Source organism: Agarivorans litoreus (assembly GCF_019649015.1).
Lineage (GTDB): Bacteria > Pseudomonadota > Gammaproteobacteria > Enterobacterales > Celerinatantimonadaceae > Agarivorans > Agarivorans litoreus.
The window spans coordinates 4111513-4135278 of the sequence record NZ_BLPI01000001.1 but is presented as its reverse complement, the minus strand read 5'-3'; the positions used below and the strand labels follow the sequence as shown (position 1 = coordinate 4135278).

Sequence of the window (23766 nt, the reverse complement as noted above, 5' to 3'; positions counted from 1 at the left end):
CCTTATTTCACGTACTTTATAGTTTTTATTGTTTAGGTTGGCGCACCCACACCGGCTGCCAAATAGGGGATTACTTTTCTGATCAATCCTTCGGTATTTAAATCTTCATTAAAGTCGGCGCTGGCAATATCTTTTAAGGCTGTGCTCGATGCCATGGTGAACACCACTGTTCCTAAAGTGAAATGCAAACGCCAAAATATGTCGCTGTCAGATAACTCTGGATAAGCCAATCTCACCGCTTCCTGAAAACGACTGAGCACTTCTCCAAAGTGATGAGTAATAAATTTACGTAGGTGCCCTTGGCTGTCGGTATAGCCTCGTCCCAATAATAGTAGGAACATTGCAGTTCCGTGTTTCTTCACTTGGTTCATTTCAAGCAAGGGGTCAATAAACGAAGAGAACACTTGGTCCAGATTAGGCGGTGTATCACCTTCTATATGTTCTAACATCGCTTTGTCTACCAAGGGCATAAATTGCTCTAGGTAGCGCATAAGAACGGCTTGGATAAGTTCTTTTTTTGAACCAAAATGGTAATTTACCGAGGCAAGATTAACCTCAGCATGAGAAGTAATTAACCTCAACGAGGTATCGGCAAATCCTCGTTCAGCGAATAAACGTTCAGCTGCATCGAGGATCTTACTTTTAGTTCCTTGTCTCACTATGACACCTTAAAAATAAAACACCTGTTTAAAATCTACGTTTAAGGCCTTCAGATGTCAATCATTCGCTAGGCATAATTTGCGGGTGAAACTAAAAACGAGAACTGAGCTCGGATTTTTTTAAGAAAAAAATGAAGATTTTTGAAACTTTCTCGAAAACGCTGGGTCTTAATCTATGCCACTGCAATTAAATACTTAAATTGAACGCCCAGCGCCCCCTGTAGCTGGGCTTTTTTTTGCCTGTTATTTACAGCGCGTCCTTAACACTTAAATAAGCAAATACACGATTTACCGCGTAATCCACACCTTCTGGTTTAATCGCTATTTGGCGACGTCCCATATCGTCGGTCTCGACTTGAGCGAAGGCTTGCAGACTTACTTGCCACATTTTGTAATTAGACTGGGCGGTATACAAACTCATCATTAAGGTAGCACGTTGAAAGTCTTGGTTGCCGTCATCCGCCAATCCTGGCGATACCCCAAACAAAGTCATCAATTGTTCATCGCTCAATTTTTGACTAGTAGGCAATGCAAAAGCCATCCAGTAATCACAGCTATCATCAGCTTGAGATAAATAGTGAATACCTAAGTCTTCAAATTTTTGAGCAAAGGCTTCATGAAAAGCATCATAAGCATGCACATCAGAGCGTTGGGGGTTTCGCAAGGCTTCTTCTAGCAATGGATGACCGCATACTGTTTGTTGCTTAAACACAGTAAAACCGGGCTCTGCACTCACAATAATGGTATCGCGATATTGTTGTTCTTTACGCTGAGTTTGATCTTCTTCAACTACCGTTGTGCAGGCGCTAGCCAATAGTGTCAAGGCGCTAGCCAAGATAAGCTGTTTCATAAATTCAACCTGTTTAAACAATGTATTGATATAATTAACTAATTTGTAGGAAAAAGCACGTAACTGTTACAAGCGCTGTTGTAGACAAGCCACGTACCGAAGTTTCCTTAAGCTGATAACAATATGCTACCTAGAGTTCGTTTAAAACGTAGCAGCGTAATTTTCGACAATAACTTAAGGGCAAATCTTAGTGAGTTTTGGTAAGTGACTAGCGAGCTAATTTTACATAGCTGCAACCTAATCTTTCACTAAAAAAATCAAAAAAATAAATAACTTTTTTAAAGCTAACAAAATCAGGGCTTAAGCCGCGCCATACCTAGCACTAACAAAAAGCCGCTTAATACAAAATTGTAAAAGCCTTTACCCTATTGTTGATATTTTTTCACAACTCACGAAATTTTTTCTTTAGTCATGCGGTTTCCTTAGCTACAACTAAGTGAACAAGTTGTACTTAACACGACACAATTTGATAAAGGAAATATTATGAAAGGTTCAAACATTGCAATCGCTACAGCAGTAACTGGTTTAATCGCATTGGGTACTCTTACCGCCACTCCAGCTGTTGCTGCAGGTAAAGAGAAATGTTACGGCGTGGCTAAAGCAGGTAAAAACGACTGTGCTACCAAAAATAGCTCATGTGCCGGCACAGCGACAGCTGACAACCAATCAGACGCTTTTGTTGTATTGCCAAAAGGCTTATGTGACAAACTAGCTGGTGGTAGCAAACAATCTAGCTAATTTGTAACTGCCGAACCAGCTAAACTTGGTTCGGCAGCCTCTCTACTCCCTCGCTTAAACGAACACCACTATGACAAAAAAACAATACGGGCTTGGTTTGCGCTCAGCTTATGCAGAACAGTTGCTAAACAAACACCAGCAATTAGATTGGCTAGAGATACACGCTGAGAACTACTTCAACCCTCACTCATACGATTATCATCTACTTAAGCAAATCGCCGAGCACAGTCCTATTAGCGTGCACGGGGTTGGTTTGTCGCTAGGATCGTTTGATGCATTAAGCAAAACACATTTAGAGAAACTAAAGGCATTAATTGATGATGTTAATCCTTTTATCGTCTCTGAGCATTTAAGCTGGAGCAGCATTAACGGGCGCTTTTATAACGACCTATTGCCCTTACCATATACAGAAGAGTGCTTACAAATATTTATAGGCCACCTTAACCAAGCACAAGATTTTTTGGGGCGACAACTGCTTATCGAAAATCCTTCGGCGTATTTGGCATATCATGAAAGCCACATTCATGAGCCAGAGTTTTTGAACCGGTTAGTTGAGGCCACTGGCTGTGGCTTGTTGTTAGACATTAACAACGTTTATGTCAGTGGGCATAACCTAGGGTGGGATAACCAAGAGTATATAGAGACACTAAACCTAGCCGCGGTTAAAGAGATCCACTTAGCGGGGTATACCGAAAAACAACTCGACAACAAAACAGTACTTATTGACAGCCACAACCAAAAAGTTAGCGAGCCGGTATGGCAACTGTATCGCCAATTTCAGCAATACTATGCCAATAGCATCCCCACTCTTATTGAATGGGACAGCGATTTTCCATCCTTAGAGGTGCTCATTGAAGAAGTGGCGCAAGCTAAACATATTGATCTTGCAATAAGCGAGGTGAGCTGTGCTTAAGCAATTACAACAAGAGTTTTCTGGCTCACTAAATCAAACAGATACCAGCCTTGAATCTCGCTTGGCAAATATCGCATTAAGCGCTGAAGAGTCGATACAAATCTACCAAAATAACTATGTGCTAAGCCTTAGTGAAGCTTTGAGTGCCAGTTACCCAACAGTGCAAAAGCTAGTGGGTGAAGAATTCTTTAAGTTTGTCGCTAAAAACTTCATTTTGCAGCATGGTCATAATCAAGGTGACCTCAACCTCTTTGGCTTAGGTTTTAATGAGTTCTTAAAACAACAAGACGCACTATCTACGCTACCCTATTTAGCAGATATCGCACTGCTAGATTGGCAAATTGAACAGACGGCTGGACAACCATTAACAAACCAGTTTTTTACTGTAGAAGTTCTCCAATCGATACCAGCAGAGCAATTAGGTGATGCAGTGCTGCATTTAGCGCCGCATCAGTCTTTACTTGCTAGCCAATACCCTGTTTTTTCTATCTACCAAATGGTTCAAGCAAACCAAGTTGAAGCCATCGAGTTAGATGAACAAGATTTTGTACTATTTACTAAGCAAGCCGATTTTGAAGTTCAGCTAGAGCAAATATCCCCGCTTAGTTATGCGTTTCTTAGCCATTGCCAGCAACTACGTCCATTAGGTGAACTACCTCAACCCTGTTTGGCAGAATTAGAAACCCTCCTTGGCGAATCTATTCAATTACAACGTTTATCCCATTTTAGTTTTGCATCAGAGATAGGAGAGTCAAATGATGCCACTTTATAATATCTACCTAAAAGCCGTAGAGATGATGCAGTTTCTGCTTATCCCTCTATTACTCACGTTTACTCGAATATGGGTAGCCATTGTATTTTTCCGCTCAGGTTATTTAAAACTTACCAGCTGGGATTCAACGCTTTATCTATTTGAACTTGAGTACCAAGTTCCAATTTTACCTTGGGAGCTAGCAGCCTATCTAGGAACTGCAGCCGAGCTAATTTTGCCGGTATTTCTAATACTTGGCTTGTTTACCCGTATTTTTGCTTTGAAGCTATTCTTCTTTAATATCATCGCTGTAGTGTCTTACCCAGTGCTTTGGCCCGGTGGTTTTTACGACCACCAGCTTTGGGGTTTAATGATACTAATTAATGTTATTTGGGGAGCAGGTCCATTTTCTGCCGATTACCTGTTAAACAAAAAAATGGCACAAAAAAAAGCGGCGTAAGCCGCTTCTTATTCTCATTGCAAAACTAGGTCGATTACTTACTTAGTTTTGCATCTAGTTCTTCAATTTTAGCCTTCCAAATTGCCGGTCCCTGCTGGTGAACAGAGTTACCGTCAGCATCAACTGCTACAGTAACCGGCATATCTTCTACTTCAAACTCATAGATAGCTTCCATGCCTAAATCTTCGAAAGCCACTACCTTGGCATTCTTAATCGCTTTAGATACTAAGTAAGCAGCACCGCCTACCGCCATTAAATAAACCGACTGATGTTTAGCAATCGAATCCACCGTTGCTGGGCCACGTTCCGCCTTACCAATCATGCCCATTAAACCCGTTTCTTCGAGCATCATGTCTGTGAATTTGTCCATACGAGTAGACGTTGTAGGACCCGCTGGACCAACTGCTTCATCTCGTACTGCGTCTACCGGACCTACGTAGTAAATAAATCGGCCATTAAAATCTACGCCATTAGGGAATGGTTTACCCTGCTCTAGATACTCTTTAATACGCTTATGGGCTGCATCGCGACCAGTAAGAATTTTGCCGTTAAGCAATACCGTTTCACCCATTTTCCAGGTGGCTACTTCTTCTTTAGTTACTTTGTTTACATCTACCCGGCGAACGTTATCACCAACATCCCAAGTGATCTCTGGCCAGTCTTCAAGCTTAGGTGGCGTTAATACCGCTGGGCCGCTGCCGTCTAAATGAAAATGTGCGTGACGTGTTGCTGCACAATTGGGGATCATTACAACCGGTTTAGAAGCCGCGTGCGTTGGGCAAGATTTAACTTTTACATCAAGCACCGTGGTTAAGCCGCCAAGGCCCTGAGCACCTATGCCCAGTTTGTTAATGCCGTCCATCAACTCTAAGCGTAGTTCTTCGTCGGCATTTTCTGCGCCTTTAGCGATGAGGTCCTGAATATCAACCGGATCCATTAGCGATTCTTTAGCCATTACTGCAGCTTTTTCTGCAGTGCCGCCAATACCAATGCCTATCATACCCGGTGGACACCAACCAGCGCCCATTGTGGGTAAGGTTTTTAGAACCCACTCAGCAACAGAATCAGATGGATTTAGCATTACCATCTTAGATTTGTTTTCACTACCGCCACCTTTGGCTGCAACCATAATCTCGACTTTGTCGCCTGCAACTAAGTCTATGTGAACTACCGCTGGAGTATTGTCTTTGGTGTTTTTACGTGCGCCGTTAGGGTCAGCAACAATAGAAGCACGTAAAGGGTTATCTGGGTTGGTATAAGCTCGACGAACCCCTTCATCAACCATTTCTTGAACAGTGAGATCACTGTCCCATTGAACATTCATCCCTACTTTTACAAACGCAGTGATAATGCCGGTATCCTGACAGATAGGACGCAAACCTTGAGCACACATACGTGAGTTAATTAAGATTTGGGCGATGGCATCTTTGGCAGCAATACTCTGTTCTTTTTCGTAGGCTTCCGCCATTGCGGTGACAAAATCAAGGGGATGGTAGTAAGAAATGAATTGCAGCGATTCTGCGACACTGTCAATAAAGTCCTGTTTACGGATGATGGTCATAAAGTCTCCACGTTTCCTTATTATGGCCTTTTGTTATCAACAGCTTTTATCGGGGCTGTTGCTACGGCTGTTAGGGTTGTTGTCGTTATCCTTCAGCGCCTATGATACCCTTGCGTCACAAAGCCTGCTATAACCTAAAGCTAAGTTTTTACAATTTATCTACATCTTCAATTCTGAATAGTGAATGGTCACGCAAAACTACCTATATGATTGTTAGTAAAACTTTTTCTATTTCTCCAGTACAACTCTTCGCGCAACTAGCCCAGCAAGACTGGTGTTGTTTTTTACAATCGGCTGCCGACTCCCACGAGAATAACCAGTTTGATATTTTGGTTGCCGATCCTATCGCCACTATCTCCTATAGCGATGGCACATCCAAAGTTAGGGTTGGCGAGCAACACTATCAAAGCCAACAAGCCCCCTTTGAGTTACTTGAGTCTTTGCGCAAGCAACTGTTCCCCGAAGAGCACGCTAGTACTTCAGTATTTCCCTTTGAAGGCGGTGCCTTAGGCTTGTGGTCTTACGATTTAGGAAGAAGTTTAGAAGTTTTACCGGAGCGCTTAGCCAAAGATTTAAGCACTCCAGATATGGCAGTAGGCTTTTATGATTGGGCATTGATTTTTGATCATCACATAAACAGCACAACACTAATTCAATGGCATGAGATTGGCGACGAAAAAGCGGCTCTTGAACGTTTAAAGCAGCGTGAACTTTGGCTAAACATTCAAACAAGCCAAGAGTTACCTAAGTTTGAACTAACCAGCGCCTGGCAAAGTAACATGAACCAAGCGGCCTACCATGAAAAGTTTGAACAAGTACAAGAGTATTTGTTAAGTGGTGATTGCTACCAAATCAACCTGGCGCAGCGTTTTAGTGCAAGCTACCAAGGAACAGAAGCCGAAGCTTACCAGCGCCTTATTGCAGCCAACCAAGCGCCTTTCTCCGCATTTATGCGTTTACCCAGCAGTTGTATTCTTAGCGTTTCTCCAGAGCGCTTTATTAGCTTAAAGAAAGGTGAAATAGAAACGAAACCAATAAAAGGTACTCGCCCAAGAAGTACGAATAAGCAGCGTGATCAACAGCTGGCCGACGAGTTACTCAGTGCCGAGAAAGACCAAGCCGAAAACCTCATGATTGTTGATTTGCTGCGTAACGATATTGGCCGGGTCGCGAGCCCTGGCTCAGTAAAAGTCCCCAAACTCTTTGCCATTGAATCTTTCCCCGCGGTGCACCACTTGGTAAGCACAATCCGCGCAACACTTGCCCCAGATTACTCTGCAGAACAGTTACTAGCGGCTTGTTTTCCGGGAGGTTCGATCACCGGAGCCCCAAAAATTCGGGCGATGCAAATTATTGAGGAGCTTGAAGAGAGCCGCCGCAGCGCTTATTGTGGTGCTATTGGTTATATTTCTAGTAGTGGTGATATGGATACTAATATCACCATTAGAACCTTAGTATGCGAAAATCAAAAAATATACAGTTGGGCCGGTGGCGGTGTTGTCACTGATTCCAAAGTTGACGCCGAATATCAAGAAACCTTCGATAAATTAAGTCGAATTCTTCCGGTACTCGAATAACCCTAAATTGGAGAAAGTCGTTGTCCCAAAAAGAAACCACACATTTTTTACAACGCTTTCTCCTGCAACTGGCTAAACAAGATTCGCCTCGTAGCGCTAAACATGCTGCTGCGGTATTGTTACCGATTATTGCCCAACCAGGGCAAGCAGAACAAATAGTGCTCACTCAACGTAGCGCCCATCTGCGCCACCACCCATCACAAATTAGTTTACCCGGCGGCAAACACGATCCCGAAGACATTGACCTTAGCCACACAGCGCTTAGGGAAACCTATGAAGAAATCGGCGTTCATCCCACCGCTTTTACTATTCATGGTCAATTACCAAAACAAACCACAGTGAGTGATTTTTCGGTACGCCCTTTTATAGCCACCACCAACCAGGCGTTGTCGTTTAAACTTAACTACGATGAAGTGGCTCAGGTAATGGTATTGCCACTACAGCCCTTTTTGCGACTAGATAATTACCACGGCTATTCCTTCAAACGCAGAGGAAAGCTCGAGAAAGTGTACTTTATAGAAGTAGAAAAACATGTGATATGGGGAGCTACCGCTAAAATATTGCGTGATTTTGCTTCTCATTGTTGCAGATAACTAAATATACTTATAATCTCAGAATTAACAACTTAGTGGCTTAAGCAGCTTTTGCTAGGATTAAACATGGTAAGTATATTTGACCTATTCTCAATAGGTATTGGGCCTTCCAGCTCTCACACCGTCGGACCAATGAAAGCAGCTAAGCTGTTTGCAGAGCGTTTAGACAGCAACGCTGAGCTAAATCGAGTTGATCATATTAAAGTAGAACTGTTTGGTTCATTAGGTGCGACAGGCAAAGGCCATGGCACAGGCAAGGCCGTTATCTTGGGCTTGTTGGGAGAGTCGCCCGAGTTAGTGGATGTTGATACCGTTGATCAGATGCTGCTAAAGGTTGAGCAAACCGAAGAGTTGTCGCTGTTAGCTAAGAAGACCATTAACTTCGCTAAAACCGGTGCCATTGTATTTCATCGTCGTAAGCAACTGCCGACCCACAGTAATGCCTTAAGTTTTCATGCCTACCTAGACAATGGCAAAAGCATCTCGGCCACCTATTACTCTATAGGCGGCGGTTACATTGTCGAAGAAGGTCAAGAAAACGATACATCGAGTCACAATTACCCCTACCCCTTCGAAAACGCCGAGAGCTTATTACAACGTTGCAAGGAGAGTGGAAAAAGCATTGCAGCCGTGGTCTCGGCCAACGAGCAGGTTCACTGTTCTACCCGAACGATTAGCCAATATACCCAACAAATTTGGCTTACAATGCAAGCATGTGTAAAACGCGGCATTAGTGAAGAAGGCATATTACCGGGCGGCTTAAAACTGGCTAGACGGGCACCAACTTTAAATCGACAGTTGGCTTCGCAGCGAAACTTAAGCTCAGATCCTTTAAATGTGATGGATTGGGTAAACCTGTATGCATTAGCGGTTAGTGAAGAAAATGCTGACGGCGGCCGAGTAGTTACTGCACCAACCAACGGCGCCGCAGGTATTATCCCTGCGGTATTGCACTACTACCACAATCACGTTCAAGAGCTTGATCAAGATTCAATCAATCAATTTTTTCTAACCGCTACAGCCATTGGTTCTTTATACAAAACCAACGCATCTATATCAGGTGCTGAGGTTGGCTGCCAAGGCGAAGTCGGCGTAGCCTGCTCGATGGCTGCAGCAGGCTTGGTGGCGATATTTGGTGGTAACCCAGAACAAATCGAAAACGCCGCCGAAATTGGCATAGAGCACAACCTTGGCTTGACCTGCGATCCCATCGGCGGTTTGGTGCAAGTTCCTTGCATTGAACGTAATGCCATGGGCGCGCTTAAAGCCATAAATGCCGCACGATTGGCATTAAGAGGCAGTGGTGAGCACAAAGTTTCTTTAGATAAAGCCATCAAAACCATGTGGGAAACTGGCTGTGATATGAAGAGCAAATATAAAGAAACTGCTCGTGGTGGCTTAGCGGTAAACATTATCGAATGTTAATTCACAGCTAAGTGTAAATATGCTCTTACTAAAGCTATTAGGTACCGGGATATCGACAAACTAAAACAGTATCCCGGCTTTCCGGATTAAGCTACATTAGCCACAACAGCTTTATTACGTCCACTGTCTTTGGCTTGGTATAATGCTTGATCGGCTAAACTCATCAACTGCTCTATATTTTCTTCTGTCTGCATTAAGGCAATACCAATGCTGGTGGTAAAACGTATTTGTATTACGCCAGTATTTACGAATATCCGTTCTACTGCCGAACGTAAACGCTCTGCAGTATCTAAATCGGAATATAAGGCTAAGCCGAATTCTTCGCCGCCCAAACGCCCTAATACATCACCATCACGAATTTCACTTTCTAAGGTACTGGCAAACGTCTTCAAAGCCTTATCACCAGCAGCATGGCCATGGTTATCGTTAATTTTCTTAAAGTGTCAATATCGAACATCAACATGGTCATGGGGTGAGAACGGTTACGGCAACTAACAAACATCGCCTCGGCCTTGGCCATAAAGCTACGTCGATTGTTTATGCCTGTTAGTGGATCGGTGCGAGCTTCAGGCTCTGCTTCAGACTTAGCAACTTCAAGTGCATGAGTACGCTCAGACACCAATATTTCTAACTCTTGTTTAGCGCGTTCAAGTTGGCTGCGATAGCGCAGTTCAGCCAGCTCTTTTAGACGGCGCAATCTTAACAGGTGAATCCCCATAGCAACCATGATCACCATCATTTCACTGTATGAAGCTACAACCGGCCAGTAGTAAGTTACAAAGGTATGTTCAACAAGGCCTAAATCACGTAAGGCTTGGCTAAATAGCCCCACTATTAATACTGTCCAACCTAAGGTGTAAACAGCGGATTCTTTTGAGCCTTGGAACCAACGAATTAAACTGGCTATCGCTAACATCGGGTATAGCAATAAAGCAATGGTGATAAGCACCACCGAGAATACGGTTTCTCTGGTTAGTGCCGCTACGGCAAGTAAAGCCGCATTTAAGATCATAAAGCGTAAAACATAATCTAAACGAGGCGTATTCACTTTTGTTTGCAGAAATATGCGGGCAAAGATTACCCCGGTCATTATCGACATTAAGGCCAGACCGCCCACCCAAAAGGCAATACTGCCTAGCCCTATACTCTGCACATTGCGCATTTTGTCTGGCTGCCAAATCCTTAAATCTGGGAATACAAAACCCTTTTCGTCAGAACCAAAGCGAAAGTAAAACTGATGGGTTTCACCTGCTGCTAACTCTACTGGCACTACAAATCGTTGGTGACTGACTAAGCGCTCTGAAAAAGAATTATTAAAGCAAGATCGGCAATTTCTAAAAAACTAGGATCGTTGGTATTGCGTTGATAGGCATTTAAATAGATGAGTTGGTGGTCAACGTATTCTAAATTTAGAGTAATCGGTTTATCGCTATCATTGTGCAGATAGAAAACACTCCAAAAAGCTCCTGGCTGTAAACCCGTGGAACCTTTACTCGGTAATCTGGAGAACTTATCTAAACGATAAGCAGCGATGGCATCAGCCAGATCAGCCTTGCCTTCTAAATCGTGCCATACCTGAAAATGCTCACCCAGCCCTACACCATCTTCTAAACCATTTACGTGCAACGCACTTAAGCTCTCAGCTTGAGCAACAGAAAGAGTACAAACAGAAAACAAAACCAAGGCCAAAGCGAGTTGAGTTTTACCTAAACAGCACAATAAATAATTAGGGTCTGTTGACCTTTGGTGTTGAAATTTTGTTCGAGATAAGCGGGCTTTAATCGCGGCGAGCACTTTGAAGCCTAGTGGGCTAAGCAAGAAGTGCTTAACAAAGAGTAAAGTTCGCTTATCCGAACCCTTCGGGCAGCATTTCTTAGCCATTTATTCAGCGTTAGCGAGTGATTATTAAGCCCACTTAACTGCACACTCACTGCCTTGCCTAAATGGCTAATAAATTGCTGCCAAAACCATCAGCAAAGATCAACAGACCTTAGTCATGATGGTTTTACGTAGGCCGCCTTTCCTTGCGATATCGGAGTAGTTGTTAAATCTAATGTTCGTACAGCCCTGTAACAAAACATTAACCACTTATTAGAAGCTTAAAGATAAACACTAAGGAAGTCTACGAATCTACCTCTAATTAGTGAATTATCATCAAGTTGGGTACCAATTGTTACAATTTATCTGGCATTGCTAACCAAGAGCACTACTAACTGCACTCGTGCCATAAGGGCCTATAAATCACAATTATAGTTAATTTTATTAACAATGGCTGGGGATACGGCAAACAAAAAAGCAGCCATCTGGCTGCTTTAGGTGGAACAACTACATAACGGGTAAATCAATATTTTTGAACAGCTCTTCCACTTCATCGAGAGACTTGGCTTGCACAGCTCTATCGACAATGTCTCGGGTTAAGTGTGGCGCAAATCGTTCAATAAAATCGTACATGTAAGTACGTAAGAAAGTGCCTTTTCTAAAGCAAATTTTAGTGGTGCTTGCTCTAAATAAATGGCTAGCATCAATCGCTACCAAATCCTGATCTTGTTGCTTGTCGATAGCCATACTCGCCAATACACCTACGCCAATTCCCATTCGCACATAGGTTTTAATCACATCGGCATCGGTTGCAGTGAAGACAATCTTTGGCACTTTGCCAGCACGACCAAAGGCATCATCTAAATCGGAGCGACCAGTAAAACCAAAAATGTAAGTAACAATGGAGTGCTTAGCTAAATCGTTAATGGTAACAACTTCACCGTTTAAGTGTTTTTTCGCCAACTCATGTTCTTTGGGCACCAATATGCTGCGATTCCAATGATAACAAGGCAACATCACTAAATCGGAGAAAATATGCAGTGCCTCCGTGGCAATAGCAAAGTCTGCACTGCCCTTAGCCACTGCTTCATTTATCTGGTTAGGTGTACCCTGATGCATGTTTAGAGAAACATTTGGGTAACGATGGATAAAACCTTGAATAACTTCGGGCAACGCATAACGCGCTTGAGTATGAGTAGTTGAGATATTAAGCGAGCCTTGGTCTGGGTGAGTATGCTGATTAGCGACCGCTTTAATACTTTCAACCTTGGCCATAATCTCATTGCTGATGCGAATGATTTCTTTGCCAGCAGGAGTTACTTGGCTAAGGTGCTTGCCGCTACGCTTGAATATCTGAACCCCTAGCTCATCCTCCAATAAACGAATTTGTTTACTAATACCGGGCTGCGAAGTATATAAACTCTCCGCAGTAGCCGACACATTGAGGTTGTTGTTTACTACTTCGACGATATAACGTAACTGCTGCAATTTCATGTAGTTGAATTCTCTGGCGCGAAAAAACTATAGCGCTAACTATCCGGTTAGCGAGTTCTTATTACATTTTTTCATAAGTATATAATCAATTACAGAGATATTGAAACGTCTTTATAACAGATATTTACTAAGCGCTAATCAGTTCAAATTTCTCACCAATTGTGCAGAGTTTTGTTTCAACAAACGCAAGGTTGCTCCAGCGCCCATTAAGGCAACTAACAAGGTGCCTAACAACGGCCCAAGTACCCACAACCCTAGGTTAATGGAAGCGCCGATATCAAACACAAACACTTGCAATAGCACCAAAATAGTTTGGGCAGCACTGGCTGCAATAAATCCGGCTAAAAAGCCGAGTATGACAAATTCATAGATTACCGCATTACGCAGTAGCTTTGCGCTCGCGCCTAAGGTTCTCAGTATCACCGTTTGCCGTCTACGTTCTTCCAAAGAGCTTTGCACTTGAGCATACAACACTAAGCTGCTGGCAAGTAGCACGACTACTAACACAAGTCTGAGTGCTAACGCGACCTGATCAACCACCTGAGACAGTTGTTCAATCAAGGCTTTAACATTAATTAATACCAAGGTAGGAAATCGCGCCATGGTTTGGGCCATCCAAGCTGCTTTATCTTCGGGTAAATTAAACGACGTTAAATAACCCGTTGGAAAATCTTGCAAAATGTCGGGACTCAGTAGCACATAAAAATTGGGCTGCATGGTATTCCAATCGATACTGCGCAAACTTGTTACAGTAACGGTGAAACGACTGGCACCAATCATAAATTCAAGGGTGTCGTTAAGCTTAATATCTAAGCGCTCGGCAAACTCCTCATCTACCGAAGCCTCACCCTTGCTATTTGCATTAAGCCACTCTCCCGCCACTAACTCATTACGATAAGGCAGCTCCAATACACTGCTTAAATTTAGCTCGCGGCCAGCTCCTCGGCGTCGTGAAGATGTTTTTTCGGAGTACTCCCCTTCTCGTTCTTGACTAACTGCTTCTTGGTTGATGGCAACCAGCCGACCTCGTAACATTGGGAACATGGTGGTGAGTTCAACGCTTTCATCGGCAAAACGAGAAGCTAGCTCGGGCTTCTGCTGCTCGGAAATGTTGTACATGAAGTGATTAGGCGCGCCTTCTGGAAGCTGTTGCTGCCACTCACTAATCAAATCTTGTTGGATAACCCACACTACCAGAGCTAACTTGATGGCCACAGTAAAGCCAATAAGCTGAACCCTATTTTGCTTAGCTCTTTTATAAAGAGACGAAATCGCAATCTTCAAACTAAGGCTTTTCAGTTTCTCTGCCTGCTTCTTACTGCCCCAGAGCAGTAATTGGCTCACAACCAACAACAGTGCCACCGCAATCAAGCCTACACCGAGCAAAATTGCACTCAAGGTAAATGAACCGCTATAAAGTAACAGTAAGGCAAATACACTCACTAGCATCCACAAGGCAATCCATATTGGTTTCACCACTGCATCATCACTGTTGCGGCGAATTACTCGCATAGGTGCAATGTTAAATAGCTGAGATAGCGTTGGCAGCGTAAACGCTACGCCACAAATCAAGCCACTGCCTGCAGCCATTAAGTAAGGCGCAGCGCCAGCACTCGGTAGATCAATATTAAGTAACTTTTCAACATAATGGGTCACCGGCCATTGCACCAACGTCGCCAAAGCAATACCTAATACGATAGACACCAATACAACGGTAAACAGGTGTCCCAAATAAATGGTTCTGATCTGTGGCTTACTGGCACCAAGCACTTTAAACATTGCTACAGTGTCGTAGTGACGCTGGCAATATAAGCGACTGGCTACCGCAATGGCTGCACTGGCAAGCAAAATTCCGATAAGACCAGCTAATAGCAAAAATTGCTGCGCCCTTTGCAAGGCTCCCGCTAAAGGAGAGTTGCCACTACGTACCGTTACCATGCGTTGATTTTCGGCAAGCTGCGGTGTTACCCAATTTTCGAATGCATCTAGCTGGCTTTTATCTCCAGCAAACATATAGCGATAACCTAAACGACTGCCAGGCTGTACAACTTCTGTTTGTGCAACATCGTTAATATTAATGATCACTCGAGGTGCGGTCATAAATACACTGAAGGGGGCATCAGGTTCGGTAACGATACGGCCAGTCACTCGAAATTCTGCTTCGCCAATTTCGATTAAGTCGCCGATGTCTATATCAAGTTGATAAAACAAACGTTCTGCAATCCAAGCCTCACCTTGAGGAATGCCTTTGGCGGACTCATTTGTTAAGCCATTTTTTTCTCGGCTTATTCTTAAACGCCCTTTAAGGGGATAGTCTTGGGATACAGATTTAACACTAGCGAGTACTAAGTTTTCGTTGCCATAAACCATGGAGGGAAACAACAACTGTTCAGCATAATCAAGCTGTAAAGACTCTGCTTGAACAGCCAAAGGTAAGTCAACGGGATGAGCACTGCGAACCACTCGGTCAGCCGCAATAAAGTCACCACTTTTGTTAAAAATGGCCTGCTCCATTCGGTCTGTTATGCTGGTAAACAACCACACCGAACTTACTGCCAATACAATTGCGGCAGAAATAATGGTTAACTCACCGCGCTTTAGCTCAGCCTTAAATAAACGCCAAATTAAACTCTTCATCCTTGGCTCCTTAAGACTGAATAATACGACCAGCTTGTAATGTGATTTGTCTTAAGCAACGTGCCGCCAGTTTTTGCTCGTGAGTTACCAATACTAAAGTGGTGCCTGCCTGTTGGTTTAGCTCAAACAGCAGATCTTCAATGATTTGGCCGTTGTTATTGTCTAAGTTTGCCGAAGGCTCATCGGCAAACAACACTTTAGGCTGACAAATAAACGCCCTTGCAATAGCTACTCTTTGCTGTTCGCCACCGGATAGCTGATTTGGATAATGATCGTGACGTTCAGCCAAACCCACTTTAGCCAGCCACTGTTCTGCGAGTTCTTTAGCATTAGGTAAACCCTTAAGCTCCGCAGGTAACATCACGTTTTCTAGCGCAGTTAGTGCCGGCACCAACAAAAACTGCTGAAAAATAAAGCCTACATTGTCGCGACGTAAACTGGCGCGTTGTTCTTCATCAAGCGCAGCTAAGTTCTTTGAACAAAGCTCTACACTGCCCTCACTGGCACTGTCTAAGCCGGCTAGAATACTCAACAAAGTGGTTTTACCTGAGCCAGAGGCTCCAACAATTGCTAGGGATTCGCCCTGTTGCACAGTTAACTCAATATCATTCAGCAGATTTAAATTTCCACCCGGAGTTGCAACATGATGATTGAGTCCGCTGGCGTTTATGATTATGTTAGACGCTGAATCTGAATTAGCTGTTGGCATATAGTAGGTGCTCAAAAATGATGGTTAGACACAAAAATAAAGTTTTAACGCTAGTTACACTATCTGTTTTACTCTTTTTTACATTGAGTTCAAAGGCTTTTGCCAATACCAAGTCAATTCTTATTCTAGGTGACAGTTTAAGTGCTGGATATGGCATGCCAATAGAACAGGCTTGGGTTTCATTAACCCAGCAATACTACAACGAAACAGACCAAGCTATCGATCTCATTAATGCCAGTATAAGTGGCGAAACTACAGCAGGTGGTTTAAGACGATTACCTTCGTTGATTCAACAGCATAAGATCGACTGGTTATTGATTGAACTAGGCGGTAACGATGGTTTACAAGGCCACCCTACTTCCAACATTGAAAACAATCTAAACGCGATTATTACTTTGGCTAAACAAAACGATATCAAGATTGCGTTGATGCAAATTCGTATCCCGCCTAATTACGGCAAACGCTATCGCCGAGCTTTTGAGGGTTTGTACCCCAAAATTGCAGAGCAACAACAGATTAACTATCTACCGTTTTTTATTGAAGAAATAGCCACTAACTCGTCACTGATGCAAAACGATGGAATACATCCTAACCAACAAGCTCAACCGCTTATCAGTCAGAAAATGAGGGAACAACTAAAGGAGTTAGTGAACGCCGGCTAGCCGGTTTGGGCAAAGCCGTTAGCGTTTTGTAATAGCTGAGAAAGTGGAACAACCCGATCTTGCATCACTTTAATGGCTTCGAATTGGCTTAGCGATTTTCGCTCATCCAATACTAAGCCACCTTCAATCGTCATCAAGGTGTAAGTTTGCTCACTCACCTCTACCACCACGCAACGCGCTTGAGCGTTTTCGGTTTGCAATACTGCTAGTTCGCCGACTTGTAAGAGGTTTTGATGAGTACTTGCAGTACTATTAAAAAACCAACTTTGCGGCATTAACGGTTTTAAGAACTGAGCTGAAGCAACAGCATTTAGACAAATCTGCACTTTAATAGGATCAGACCAATTAAAGGGTTCTAACTGCTCGAGAAATTGATAATAGAGCTGAGTGTGCTCGGTAGTAAACGGACCATCTTCTTGAGCATGTTGAACACAACGCTTTTTACACAACTTAGACACAAACAGCATATTTTCACCTAACTCAAGAGTCATTACTCCCTTGTTAGTATCAAATACCCAGTGCCATTGTTTATTAGGTTGAATTAACATTGCTAAAAAGAAAAACTGTCCATGTTGAGTTCACTTAATAAACAAATGTACTACGAGAACTCAACAAAGACAAATTAAATTAATTAAAATTTATACAGCCTTGGCTATTTGTTTAATTAATTCTGGGCCTTTATAAATAAAGCCACTATATATTTGAACTAATTTTGCGCCGGCATTCATTTTTTCTTTAGCTGCCATCGCCGAATCAATTCCACCAACCCCGATAATTGGGATCTCAGATTTTAAGTAATGATCTAATTTTCTAATAACTTCAGTGGACTTTAATTGCAAAGGACGTCCACTTAAGCCACCAGCTTCACTGGCGTGGTTCATCCCTTCTACCATTGAGCGCTCTAGCGTTGTATTAGTAGCAATTACACCATCGAGCTTATATTTTAATAAAGAGTCACTAATTTGTTCTATTTCAGCTTCTGATAAATCTGGCGCTATTTTGATCAATAAAGGAACATGTTTATTATATTGCTGAGAAAGCTGATCTTTACGTTCAGTTAGATCCTTTAATAGATCTTCTAATGCTTCACCATATTGAAGTGTACGTAAACCAGGAGTATTTGGACTAGAAATATTAACAGCAATATAAGAAGCATGTGGAAACGCTTTATTCATGCCTATTAAATAATCATCTTTACCCTTCTCTACCGGAGTATCAAAGTTTTTACCAATGTTGATCCCAAGGATCCCTTTAAATTGGCTTTGCTCAACATTATTAATTAAATTGTCGATCCCTAAGTTATTAAAACCCATTCGGTTAATAATACCTTCGGCATCTAATACTCGGAAAATTCTTGGTTTATCGTTACCAGATTGCGGACGCGGTGTAACTGTACCAACTTCTACAAAACCAAAACCCATGGCATCAAAGGCTTGAATACACTCACCATTTTTATCCAACCCTGCCGCTAAACCAACTGGATTAGGGAAAGTTAAGCCCATCAACTCTACCGGATTAGGCGCGATATTCTGGCGGTAAACACGATCTAATAAGGTTCCACCAGTGCGTTTGAACATCTCAATAGTAAGATCGTGTGCGCGTTCTGGATCAAGTTGAAAGATAAGTTTTCGAGCAAGTGGGTAATACATTTGAACTCCTAGTATAAGACCCCCGAAGATGCAGGGCTTCGGGGGCAGTATTTTATACTAATTTACGGAGCAGTTTAAATTTAATAGGTTCAATTCCCTCAATAAAACCGAAAATTTTGCAAACTCGTGGGTATTTCCGGTCTTAAAGTCAGCTAACATATGATTCCAGCGGTCTAACAGAGGCTCGTGGGCTGCTAACCAATCATCTAAGGGATCATTGCTTTCCATTTTACTGGCCCATTTCAAGGCACTTACCGTTAACTGACGCTGTTGCCAATCAAGATCCTCTCTAAAGGAAGATCGAGCTAGTGCTTGCCAATGATTATCAACACTTTGTAGGTTGATTTGATCCAAGAACCAATGCAAACCAATGTTAGTCCCCAAGTTAAAGTAAAGCTTAGCTACCGCTACAATGTCTTGCTCGGCTTGCTCTGCTACTTCAGTTAAGTCTAACACTGAGTAAAGCGAGTTCATTTTAGCCATTGCACAAGCAATTTCTGCAGGTACTTGCTGGTCTTGCAGCTGTTTAGACTCATCGTTAACCAGCTTAACTTCTTCAGCGGCTAATACATCCATAAGGTTCTTTTGCAGCTGTAAATAGCTAGGCTGATAGCGTTCTATTTGTTGAGCAATGCCCAGCGAGCGGTCACGCAAGGTTAAGAAGCGACGAGTTGCACGGCGAATAATTCGGCGCAAGTTATCCATCATTTTCAACTGTAGCTGAGCACTGATTTTGTTATCTAAGCCTTCAATTTTTTCGTACAGTTCCCACACACCAAACACTTCGCAGGCCGTGACATAGCAGTTACAAATCTCAGCAGGGGTCGCTCCTGTTTCTTCAACTAAACGGGTAACAAAATTAAAGCCTACATCGTCAACCACTTTGTTAGCTAAACGAGTTGCCACAATTTCTTGTTTTAATGGGTGTTGATGCATCTCGGCTACGTAACGTTGCTGCAACAGCAATGGGAAAGAGGTGATGAGTGTTTGACTCAAATAGGGATCTTCAGTCACCTCTTCAACATTAAACCACTCTTTAAGTACCATCTTACCGTAAGCTACTAGCACTGCTAACTCGGGGCGCGTTAAGCCCTGGCCATTTGATTGGCGTTCCATTAACTCTTCATCACTAGGCAAAAACTCTAGGTTTCTATCAAGCAAGTTGTCACGCTCTAAAGCGTGCATAAAGCGGATAACCTCTTTAACACTAGCATCGCCTAATTGTTCAGAAATACTAATAGACTGGCTTTGTCGATAAGCGTTGTCTAATACAATTTCGCTAACATTTTCAGTCATGTCTACAAGCAATTTGTTACGTTGCTTCTCGGTTAAATCACCATTACTGACTAAGCCATTTAGTAAGATTTTGATGTTCACTTCGTTATCTGAACAATCTACGCCACCTACATTATCCGTAAAATCGGTATTTATTCGACCACCATTAGACGCGATTTCAATCCGCCCTAATTGAGTGATGCCTAAGTTACCACCTTCACCAACAATTTTGGCTCCTAGTTGTTTGCCGTTAATTCTTACCGCATCGTTAGCTCTATCACCCACTTCTGAGTCAGACTCTGAGCTAGCTTTAACATAAGTACCGATCCCGCCATTCCAGAACAAATCAACAGAGGAGCACAAAATAAGTTTAATAAGCGCGTTAGGTGTAACACTCTTCTCATTAGTATTGAGCAGTTTTTGAATTTGCGGCGTAAGCGAAATTGACTTAGCACTACGAAGAAAAATACCACCACCTTCACTAATCAAGCTTTTATCGTAATCAGCCCACGAGGACCGAGGTAGCTCAAATAAACGTTTACGCTCTTTATAGGAAGACGCGGAATCTGGAGTAGGATCAATAATAATATGCATGTGGTTAAACGCTGCAACCAAGCAAGTATGCTCGGATAACAACATACCATTACCAAATACATCGCCGGCCATATCGCCAACGGCTACACAGGTAAAGTCTGTAGTTTGGCAATCGATACCAATTTCACGGAAATGACGTTTAACCGACTCCCAGGCTCCACGCGCAGTAATACCCATGCCTTTATGATCGTATCCATTGCTACCGCCAGATGCAAAAGCATCTCCCATCCAAAATTGATATTCTTCACTCAACTTATTGGCAATATCTGAGAAAGTAGCAGTACCTTTATCTGCAGCTACAACCAAATAGGGGTCATCTTCATCACGACGAACCACTTGCTTAGGCGGAACAATCTCACCTTTTACGTTGTTGTCAGTAATGTCGAGTAAGCCGCGAATAAAGGTGCGGTAACACTCTTTACCCTCTTCCAACCAGGCATCTCTATCACTTGGGCTTGGCAGACGTTTACACACAAAGCCGCCTTTTGCTCCAACTGGCACAATTACCGTGTTTTTAACTTGCTGAGCTTTTACTAAACCAAGTACTTCAGTTCTAAAATCTTCACGGCGGTCTGACCAACGCAAGCCACCACGCGCCACTTTACCGCCTCTTAAATGCACCCCTTCAATCCTTGGCGAATAGACAAATATTTCAAACATTGGCACTGGCTGTGGCATATCGGAAATAGCACTTGGGTTCATTTTGAAAGAGATATAATCTTTTACTTGCTTATCTTGATTTAGCTGGTAGAAGTTAGTTCTTAAGGTGGCCTTAATCATCTCTAAGTAGCGACGAATGATTCGATCATCATCAAGATTTTCTACCGAATCCAACAGCGAAATTAACTTAGCCTCTATTTTCTCTTCAGTTTTATCTGAACGTTTAAGACTAGGATTGAAACGACGACGGAATAGCTCTAACAGCAGAATCGATATATCAGGGTAGCTAGCAAAGGTTTCTTCAATATAACTTTGACTAAAGTTGCTACCAATTTGCCGCATGTATTTTGCGTAAGCGCGCAACAATGCAACATCTCGACCGGAAGCCTGGGCAGCTAGGACTAAACGGTTAAAGCCATCATCTTCCAAACTACCAGACCAAATTTGTGCTAAAGCTTGCTGGAAGTTATCGCGATTCTTTTCAATATCCAGCTCTTTGGAGGCGACAAAAGTCATAGCAAAATCGAGCAGCCAATATACTTTTCCATCGCTGGTGGTAAGTCGATAAGGTGTTTCACCTATTACTCGCAATCCCATATTTTCTAACATGGGTAAAATATCAGACAGGTGCAAGGGCTCATTTAAATGAAATAGTTTTAAACGTACATGGTTACTATCGATATTTTCTTCTTGAGGTCGATAAAACAACATACCTAATGTATTCTCATCATCGAGATCTTCGAACTGAATGATATCGGCGACAGCAGAACCCGGTAATACATTTTCTTTGTAAGAGCGCGGAAAAGCAGTTTGGTATTTATTGCTAAGCTGAATAGCCCGCTCTTCGCCAAAATTAGAAATCAGTGAATCAACTAAACGATCTTCCCAGGTTCTTGCGGCTTCAATAAGATTGGTTTGTAGTTCGCTCAAGTCAAACTCCTGATGGTTATTTTCTACACGCACCAAGTAATGGGTTCGCGCCATTGAACCTTCGGTGAAGTAAGTTGAGAACTCCACTTCTTCTTTAGACTTAAAATGCTCCTTAAGAATTTGCTGGCTATGGATCCGCAAAGCCGTGTTGTAACGTTCTTTCGTGGTATACACCAAACAAGAATAAAAACGTCCGTATATATCCTTACGTACAAACAACTTCACCAAATCACGTTCTTGGATTTGTTCTACGCCTAAGCCAATGTTGAGTAACTCTTCTTCGGTAGCTTGAATAAGCTCATCACGGGGATAAGTTTCCATGATGTTTAGTAAAGATTTATAAGCGTGAGAGCCGGCAGGAAGATCTGAATTAACCATTATCTTTGCTAGCTTTTGGTTAATCAGTGGAATTTCTAGAGCACTGCGGTTGTAGATAGAAGAGGCATACAAACCAATGAAACGGTGCTCACCAACCACTTTGCCATTTTTATCAAAAACTTTAACCCCAACATGGTCAATATAAGCTGGCCTATGAACCCGTGACTTATGGTTGCTCTTATTTAACACCAACGGTACTTGGTTGGTCGCTAAATCTCGCCCAGCGGTGGTGTAAGACGACAACGAGACAACTTGGCTAGTTACGTATTCTCGGTACAAGCCTAAACTACCAGTTTCATCGGGTATTAACTGTAAATCGCCTTTTACTTGCTTAAGTGAATAGTGCCGATAGCCCATTAAGGTAAAATTATTATCCGACATCCAAGACAAAAAAGCGGTGCTTTGGGCCAAAGATTGATCGTCTTTTGCGCCACTGCTATTAGCTAATTCATCCGTTACCGACTTTAACTTGTTTAGCATCGGTTGCCAGTCGTTCACTACTACATTAACTTCATCCAATACAGTATTAAGTTCTTTATTTAGGCGACCTAAGGCTCTTTCATCACTCTGGCGATCAATCTCAATCATGAATACTGTTTGATTGCCAAGCTGGGCGTGCTCTACATCATGAACGGCTGTTACCTTGTTATTATCATCTCGATCTAAGCGCATCGGTTGGTGCATTAACAAGTGAGTATTAATGCCACTACGCCCTAAAGCCATGCGAATGGAGTCAACCAGAAACGGCGAATCGGGCACCACTATCTCGATAATAGTATGGCTAGATTGCCAACCATGGCGGCTCAGTTCAGGGTTATAAACTTTAATGTGGCGTTCGCAGGTTGAAGTATGATTAAGGGCATTCCAAAGCCCTACTCCTACTCCATATAAATCACTGTCACTGCGATTGGCTAAATCGTCACTGCCCATGCCTGAAAACAGTCGAGAGAGAAATTCTTCGGCCAAGGGAGCAGCCGTTTTATCCAGTTTTTGATTGACGATTTGATAGACTTTTTTAAGCAGTACGGAGGCATGTTGCTGCGCTCTTGTCATAACGCATTCCTTATCCTAGTAGAGTAATATTATTATTGTGTAAAACAATGGCTTATTGTTTATTTCAGTGTAGTTGGCTTTAGAAAATAATCGACAAAACAACCACTTTCACCTTACAAACAATTAAACCACGTTTTTACATATTTACAACATAGATGACTAGACTTTTTGAAGTGACAGAAATTTATTGTTGCTGTCAGTAGACAGGACAAAACGACCATTTATTCCGCTTCGGTCTAAAAAAGGCAAAAAGCGCAAAGCAGGGATCTGAATGCGCATGCCATTACTGTCGGTAGCAATAATAGAGCGGGCTGTTCCTCGGTATACCCGCTCAAACTCCTGATAAGAAATGTGAATATTAAAAAAGTACTGCTTCATTG

21 protein-coding genes are annotated in these 23766 nt (G+C 42.6%); 8 read left to right on the top strand and 13 right to left on the bottom strand.

From position 1 onward, the window contains the following. Window positions 1–32: 32 nt before the first annotated feature. Together psrA and K5L93_RS19000 are read right to left on the bottom strand one after the other, a co-directional pair. The gene (psrA, locus tag K5L93_RS19005) at window positions 33–659 is read right to left on the bottom strand and encodes a TetR family transcriptional repressor PsrA (protein WP_220721244.1); all 627 of its coding nucleotides are present in this window, start codon (window positions 657–659) and stop codon (window positions 33–35) included. 247 nt (window positions 660–906) lie between these two features. Next, window positions 907–1509: a hypothetical protein gene (locus tag K5L93_RS19000; protein ID WP_220721243.1), complete on the bottom strand. Its 603-nt coding sequence runs from the start codon at window positions 1507–1509 to the stop codon at window positions 907–909. 483 nt (window positions 1510–1992) lie between these two features. Here K5L93_RS19000 and K5L93_RS18995 point away from each other — a divergent pair, with 483 nt between their 5' ends. The 4 genes from K5L93_RS18995 (at window position 1993) to K5L93_RS18980 (ending at window position 4371) form a co-directional block, all read left to right on the top strand. Beyond that, window positions 1993–2247, top strand: a complete 255-nt coding sequence (locus K5L93_RS18995; RefSeq protein WP_016401848.1) for a BufA1 family periplasmic bufferin-type metallophore — start codon at window positions 1993–1995, stop codon at window positions 2245–2247. Between the two features lie 70 nt (window positions 2248–2317). Continuing rightward, window positions 2318–3160, top strand: coding sequence for an MNIO family bufferin maturase (bufB, locus tag K5L93_RS18990; RefSeq protein WP_220721242.1), 843 nt, complete (start codon window positions 2318–2320; stop codon window positions 3158–3160). Beyond that, window positions 3153–3932: an HvfC/BufC N-terminal domain-containing protein gene (locus tag K5L93_RS18985; protein WP_220721241.1), complete on the top strand. Its 780-nt coding sequence runs from the start codon at window positions 3153–3155 to the stop codon at window positions 3930–3932. Before bufB ends, K5L93_RS18985 begins: the two co-directional genes overlap by 8 nt. Further along, window positions 3916–4371: a DoxX family protein gene (locus tag K5L93_RS18980; RefSeq protein ID WP_246615095.1), complete on the top strand. Its 456-nt coding sequence runs from the start codon at window positions 3916–3918 to the stop codon at window positions 4369–4371. Before K5L93_RS18985 ends, K5L93_RS18980 begins: the two co-directional genes overlap by 17 nt. A gap of 34 nt (window positions 4372–4405) precedes the next feature. Here K5L93_RS18980 and K5L93_RS18975 read toward each other — a convergent pair whose 3' ends face one another. Continuing rightward, the gene (locus tag K5L93_RS18975; RefSeq protein WP_220721240.1) at window positions 4406–5932 is read right to left on the bottom strand and encodes a fumarate hydratase; all 1527 of its coding nucleotides are present in this window, start codon (window positions 5930–5932) and stop codon (window positions 4406–4408) included. 206 nt (window positions 5933–6138) lie between these two features. Between K5L93_RS18975 and pabB the strand changes: the two genes are divergently transcribed. The 3 genes from pabB (at window position 6139) to K5L93_RS18960 (ending at window position 9527) form a co-directional block, all read left to right on the top strand. Then, window positions 6139–7509, top strand: coding sequence for an aminodeoxychorismate synthase component I (gene pabB / locus K5L93_RS18970; RefSeq protein WP_220721239.1), 1371 nt, complete (start codon window positions 6139–6141; stop codon window positions 7507–7509). Between the two features lie 20 nt (window positions 7510–7529). Further along, the gene (locus K5L93_RS18965) at window positions 7530–8102 is read left to right on the top strand and encodes a CoA pyrophosphatase (protein WP_220721238.1); all 573 of its coding nucleotides are present in this window, start codon (window positions 7530–7532) and stop codon (window positions 8100–8102) included. Window positions 8103–8168: 66 nt separating this feature from the next. Continuing rightward, window positions 8169–9527, top strand: coding sequence for an L-serine ammonia-lyase (locus K5L93_RS18960; protein ID WP_220721237.1), 1359 nt, complete (start codon window positions 8169–8171; stop codon window positions 9525–9527). 86 nt (window positions 9528–9613) lie between these two features. Here the strand turns inward: K5L93_RS18960 and K5L93_RS18955 are convergent, their stop codons facing one another. From K5L93_RS18955 to K5L93_RS18930, 6 genes are all read right to left on the bottom strand, one after another. Beyond that, a complete protein-coding gene (locus K5L93_RS18955; protein ID WP_246615094.1) occupies window positions 9614–9919 on the bottom strand; it encodes a GGDEF domain-containing protein in 306 nt (101 codons plus the stop codon). After that, entirely contained in the window at window positions 9916–10797 is an 882-nt protein-coding gene (locus tag K5L93_RS18950; RefSeq protein WP_220721236.1) for a sensor domain-containing diguanylate cyclase, read from the bottom strand. The genes K5L93_RS18955 and K5L93_RS18950 overlap by 4 nt, the downstream gene beginning before the upstream one ends. Window positions 10798–10817: 20 nt before the next feature. Further along, the gene (locus K5L93_RS18945) at window positions 10818–11321 is read right to left on the bottom strand and encodes a 7TM-DISM domain-containing protein (protein ID WP_373869986.1); all 504 of its coding nucleotides are present in this window, start codon (window positions 11319–11321) and stop codon (window positions 10818–10820) included. 531 nt (window positions 11322–11852) lie between these two features. Then, window positions 11853–12839, bottom strand: a complete 987-nt coding sequence (gene cysB, locus K5L93_RS18940; RefSeq protein ID WP_016401866.1) for an HTH-type transcriptional regulator CysB — start codon at window positions 12837–12839, stop codon at window positions 11853–11855. Window positions 12840–12977: 138 nt separating this feature from the next. After that, complete coding sequence (locus K5L93_RS18935; protein ID WP_220721234.1) at window positions 12978–15476, bottom strand: ABC transporter permease; 2499 nt, start codon at window positions 15474–15476, stop codon at window positions 12978–12980. Window positions 15477–15486: 10 nt separating this feature from the next. Further along, a complete protein-coding gene (locus K5L93_RS18930; protein WP_220721233.1) occupies window positions 15487–16185 on the bottom strand; it encodes an ABC transporter ATP-binding protein in 699 nt (232 codons plus the stop codon). A gap of 17 nt (window positions 16186–16202) precedes the next feature. On the opposite strand from K5L93_RS18930, the gene K5L93_RS18925 reads away from it, so the two are divergent. Beyond that, a complete protein-coding gene (locus K5L93_RS18925) occupies window positions 16203–16847 on the top strand; it encodes an arylesterase (RefSeq protein WP_220721232.1) in 645 nt (214 codons plus the stop codon). On the opposite strand, the gene K5L93_RS18920 is transcribed toward K5L93_RS18925, so the two are convergent. The 4 genes from K5L93_RS18920 to K5L93_RS18905 all read right to left on the bottom strand — a co-directional run bounded on the left by K5L93_RS18920 (window position 16844) and on the right by K5L93_RS18905 (window position 23764). Then, entirely contained in the window at window positions 16844–17395 is a 552-nt protein-coding gene (locus tag K5L93_RS18920) for a cell division protein ZapC domain-containing protein (RefSeq protein ID WP_220721231.1), read from the bottom strand. The genes K5L93_RS18925 and K5L93_RS18920 overlap by 4 nt on opposite strands. A gap of 90 nt (window positions 17396–17485) precedes the next feature. Then, window positions 17486–18496: a quinone-dependent dihydroorotate dehydrogenase gene (gene pyrD, locus K5L93_RS18915; RefSeq protein ID WP_220721230.1), complete on the bottom strand. Its 1011-nt coding sequence runs from the start codon at window positions 18494–18496 to the stop codon at window positions 17486–17488. 57 nt (window positions 18497–18553) lie between these two features. Beyond that, window positions 18554–23386 (bottom strand): NAD-glutamate dehydrogenase, encoded by a 4833-nt coding sequence (locus K5L93_RS18910; RefSeq protein ID WP_220721229.1) that lies wholly within the window; start codon window positions 23384–23386, stop codon window positions 18554–18556. A gap of 159 nt (window positions 23387–23545) precedes the next feature. Further along, window positions 23546–23764 carry a DUF2835 domain-containing protein gene (locus K5L93_RS18905; protein ID WP_016401874.1) on the bottom strand — a complete coding sequence of 73 codons (219 nt, stop codon included), beginning with the start codon at window positions 23762–23764 and terminating at the stop codon, window positions 23546–23548. Window positions 23765–23766 lie beyond the last annotated feature (2 nt).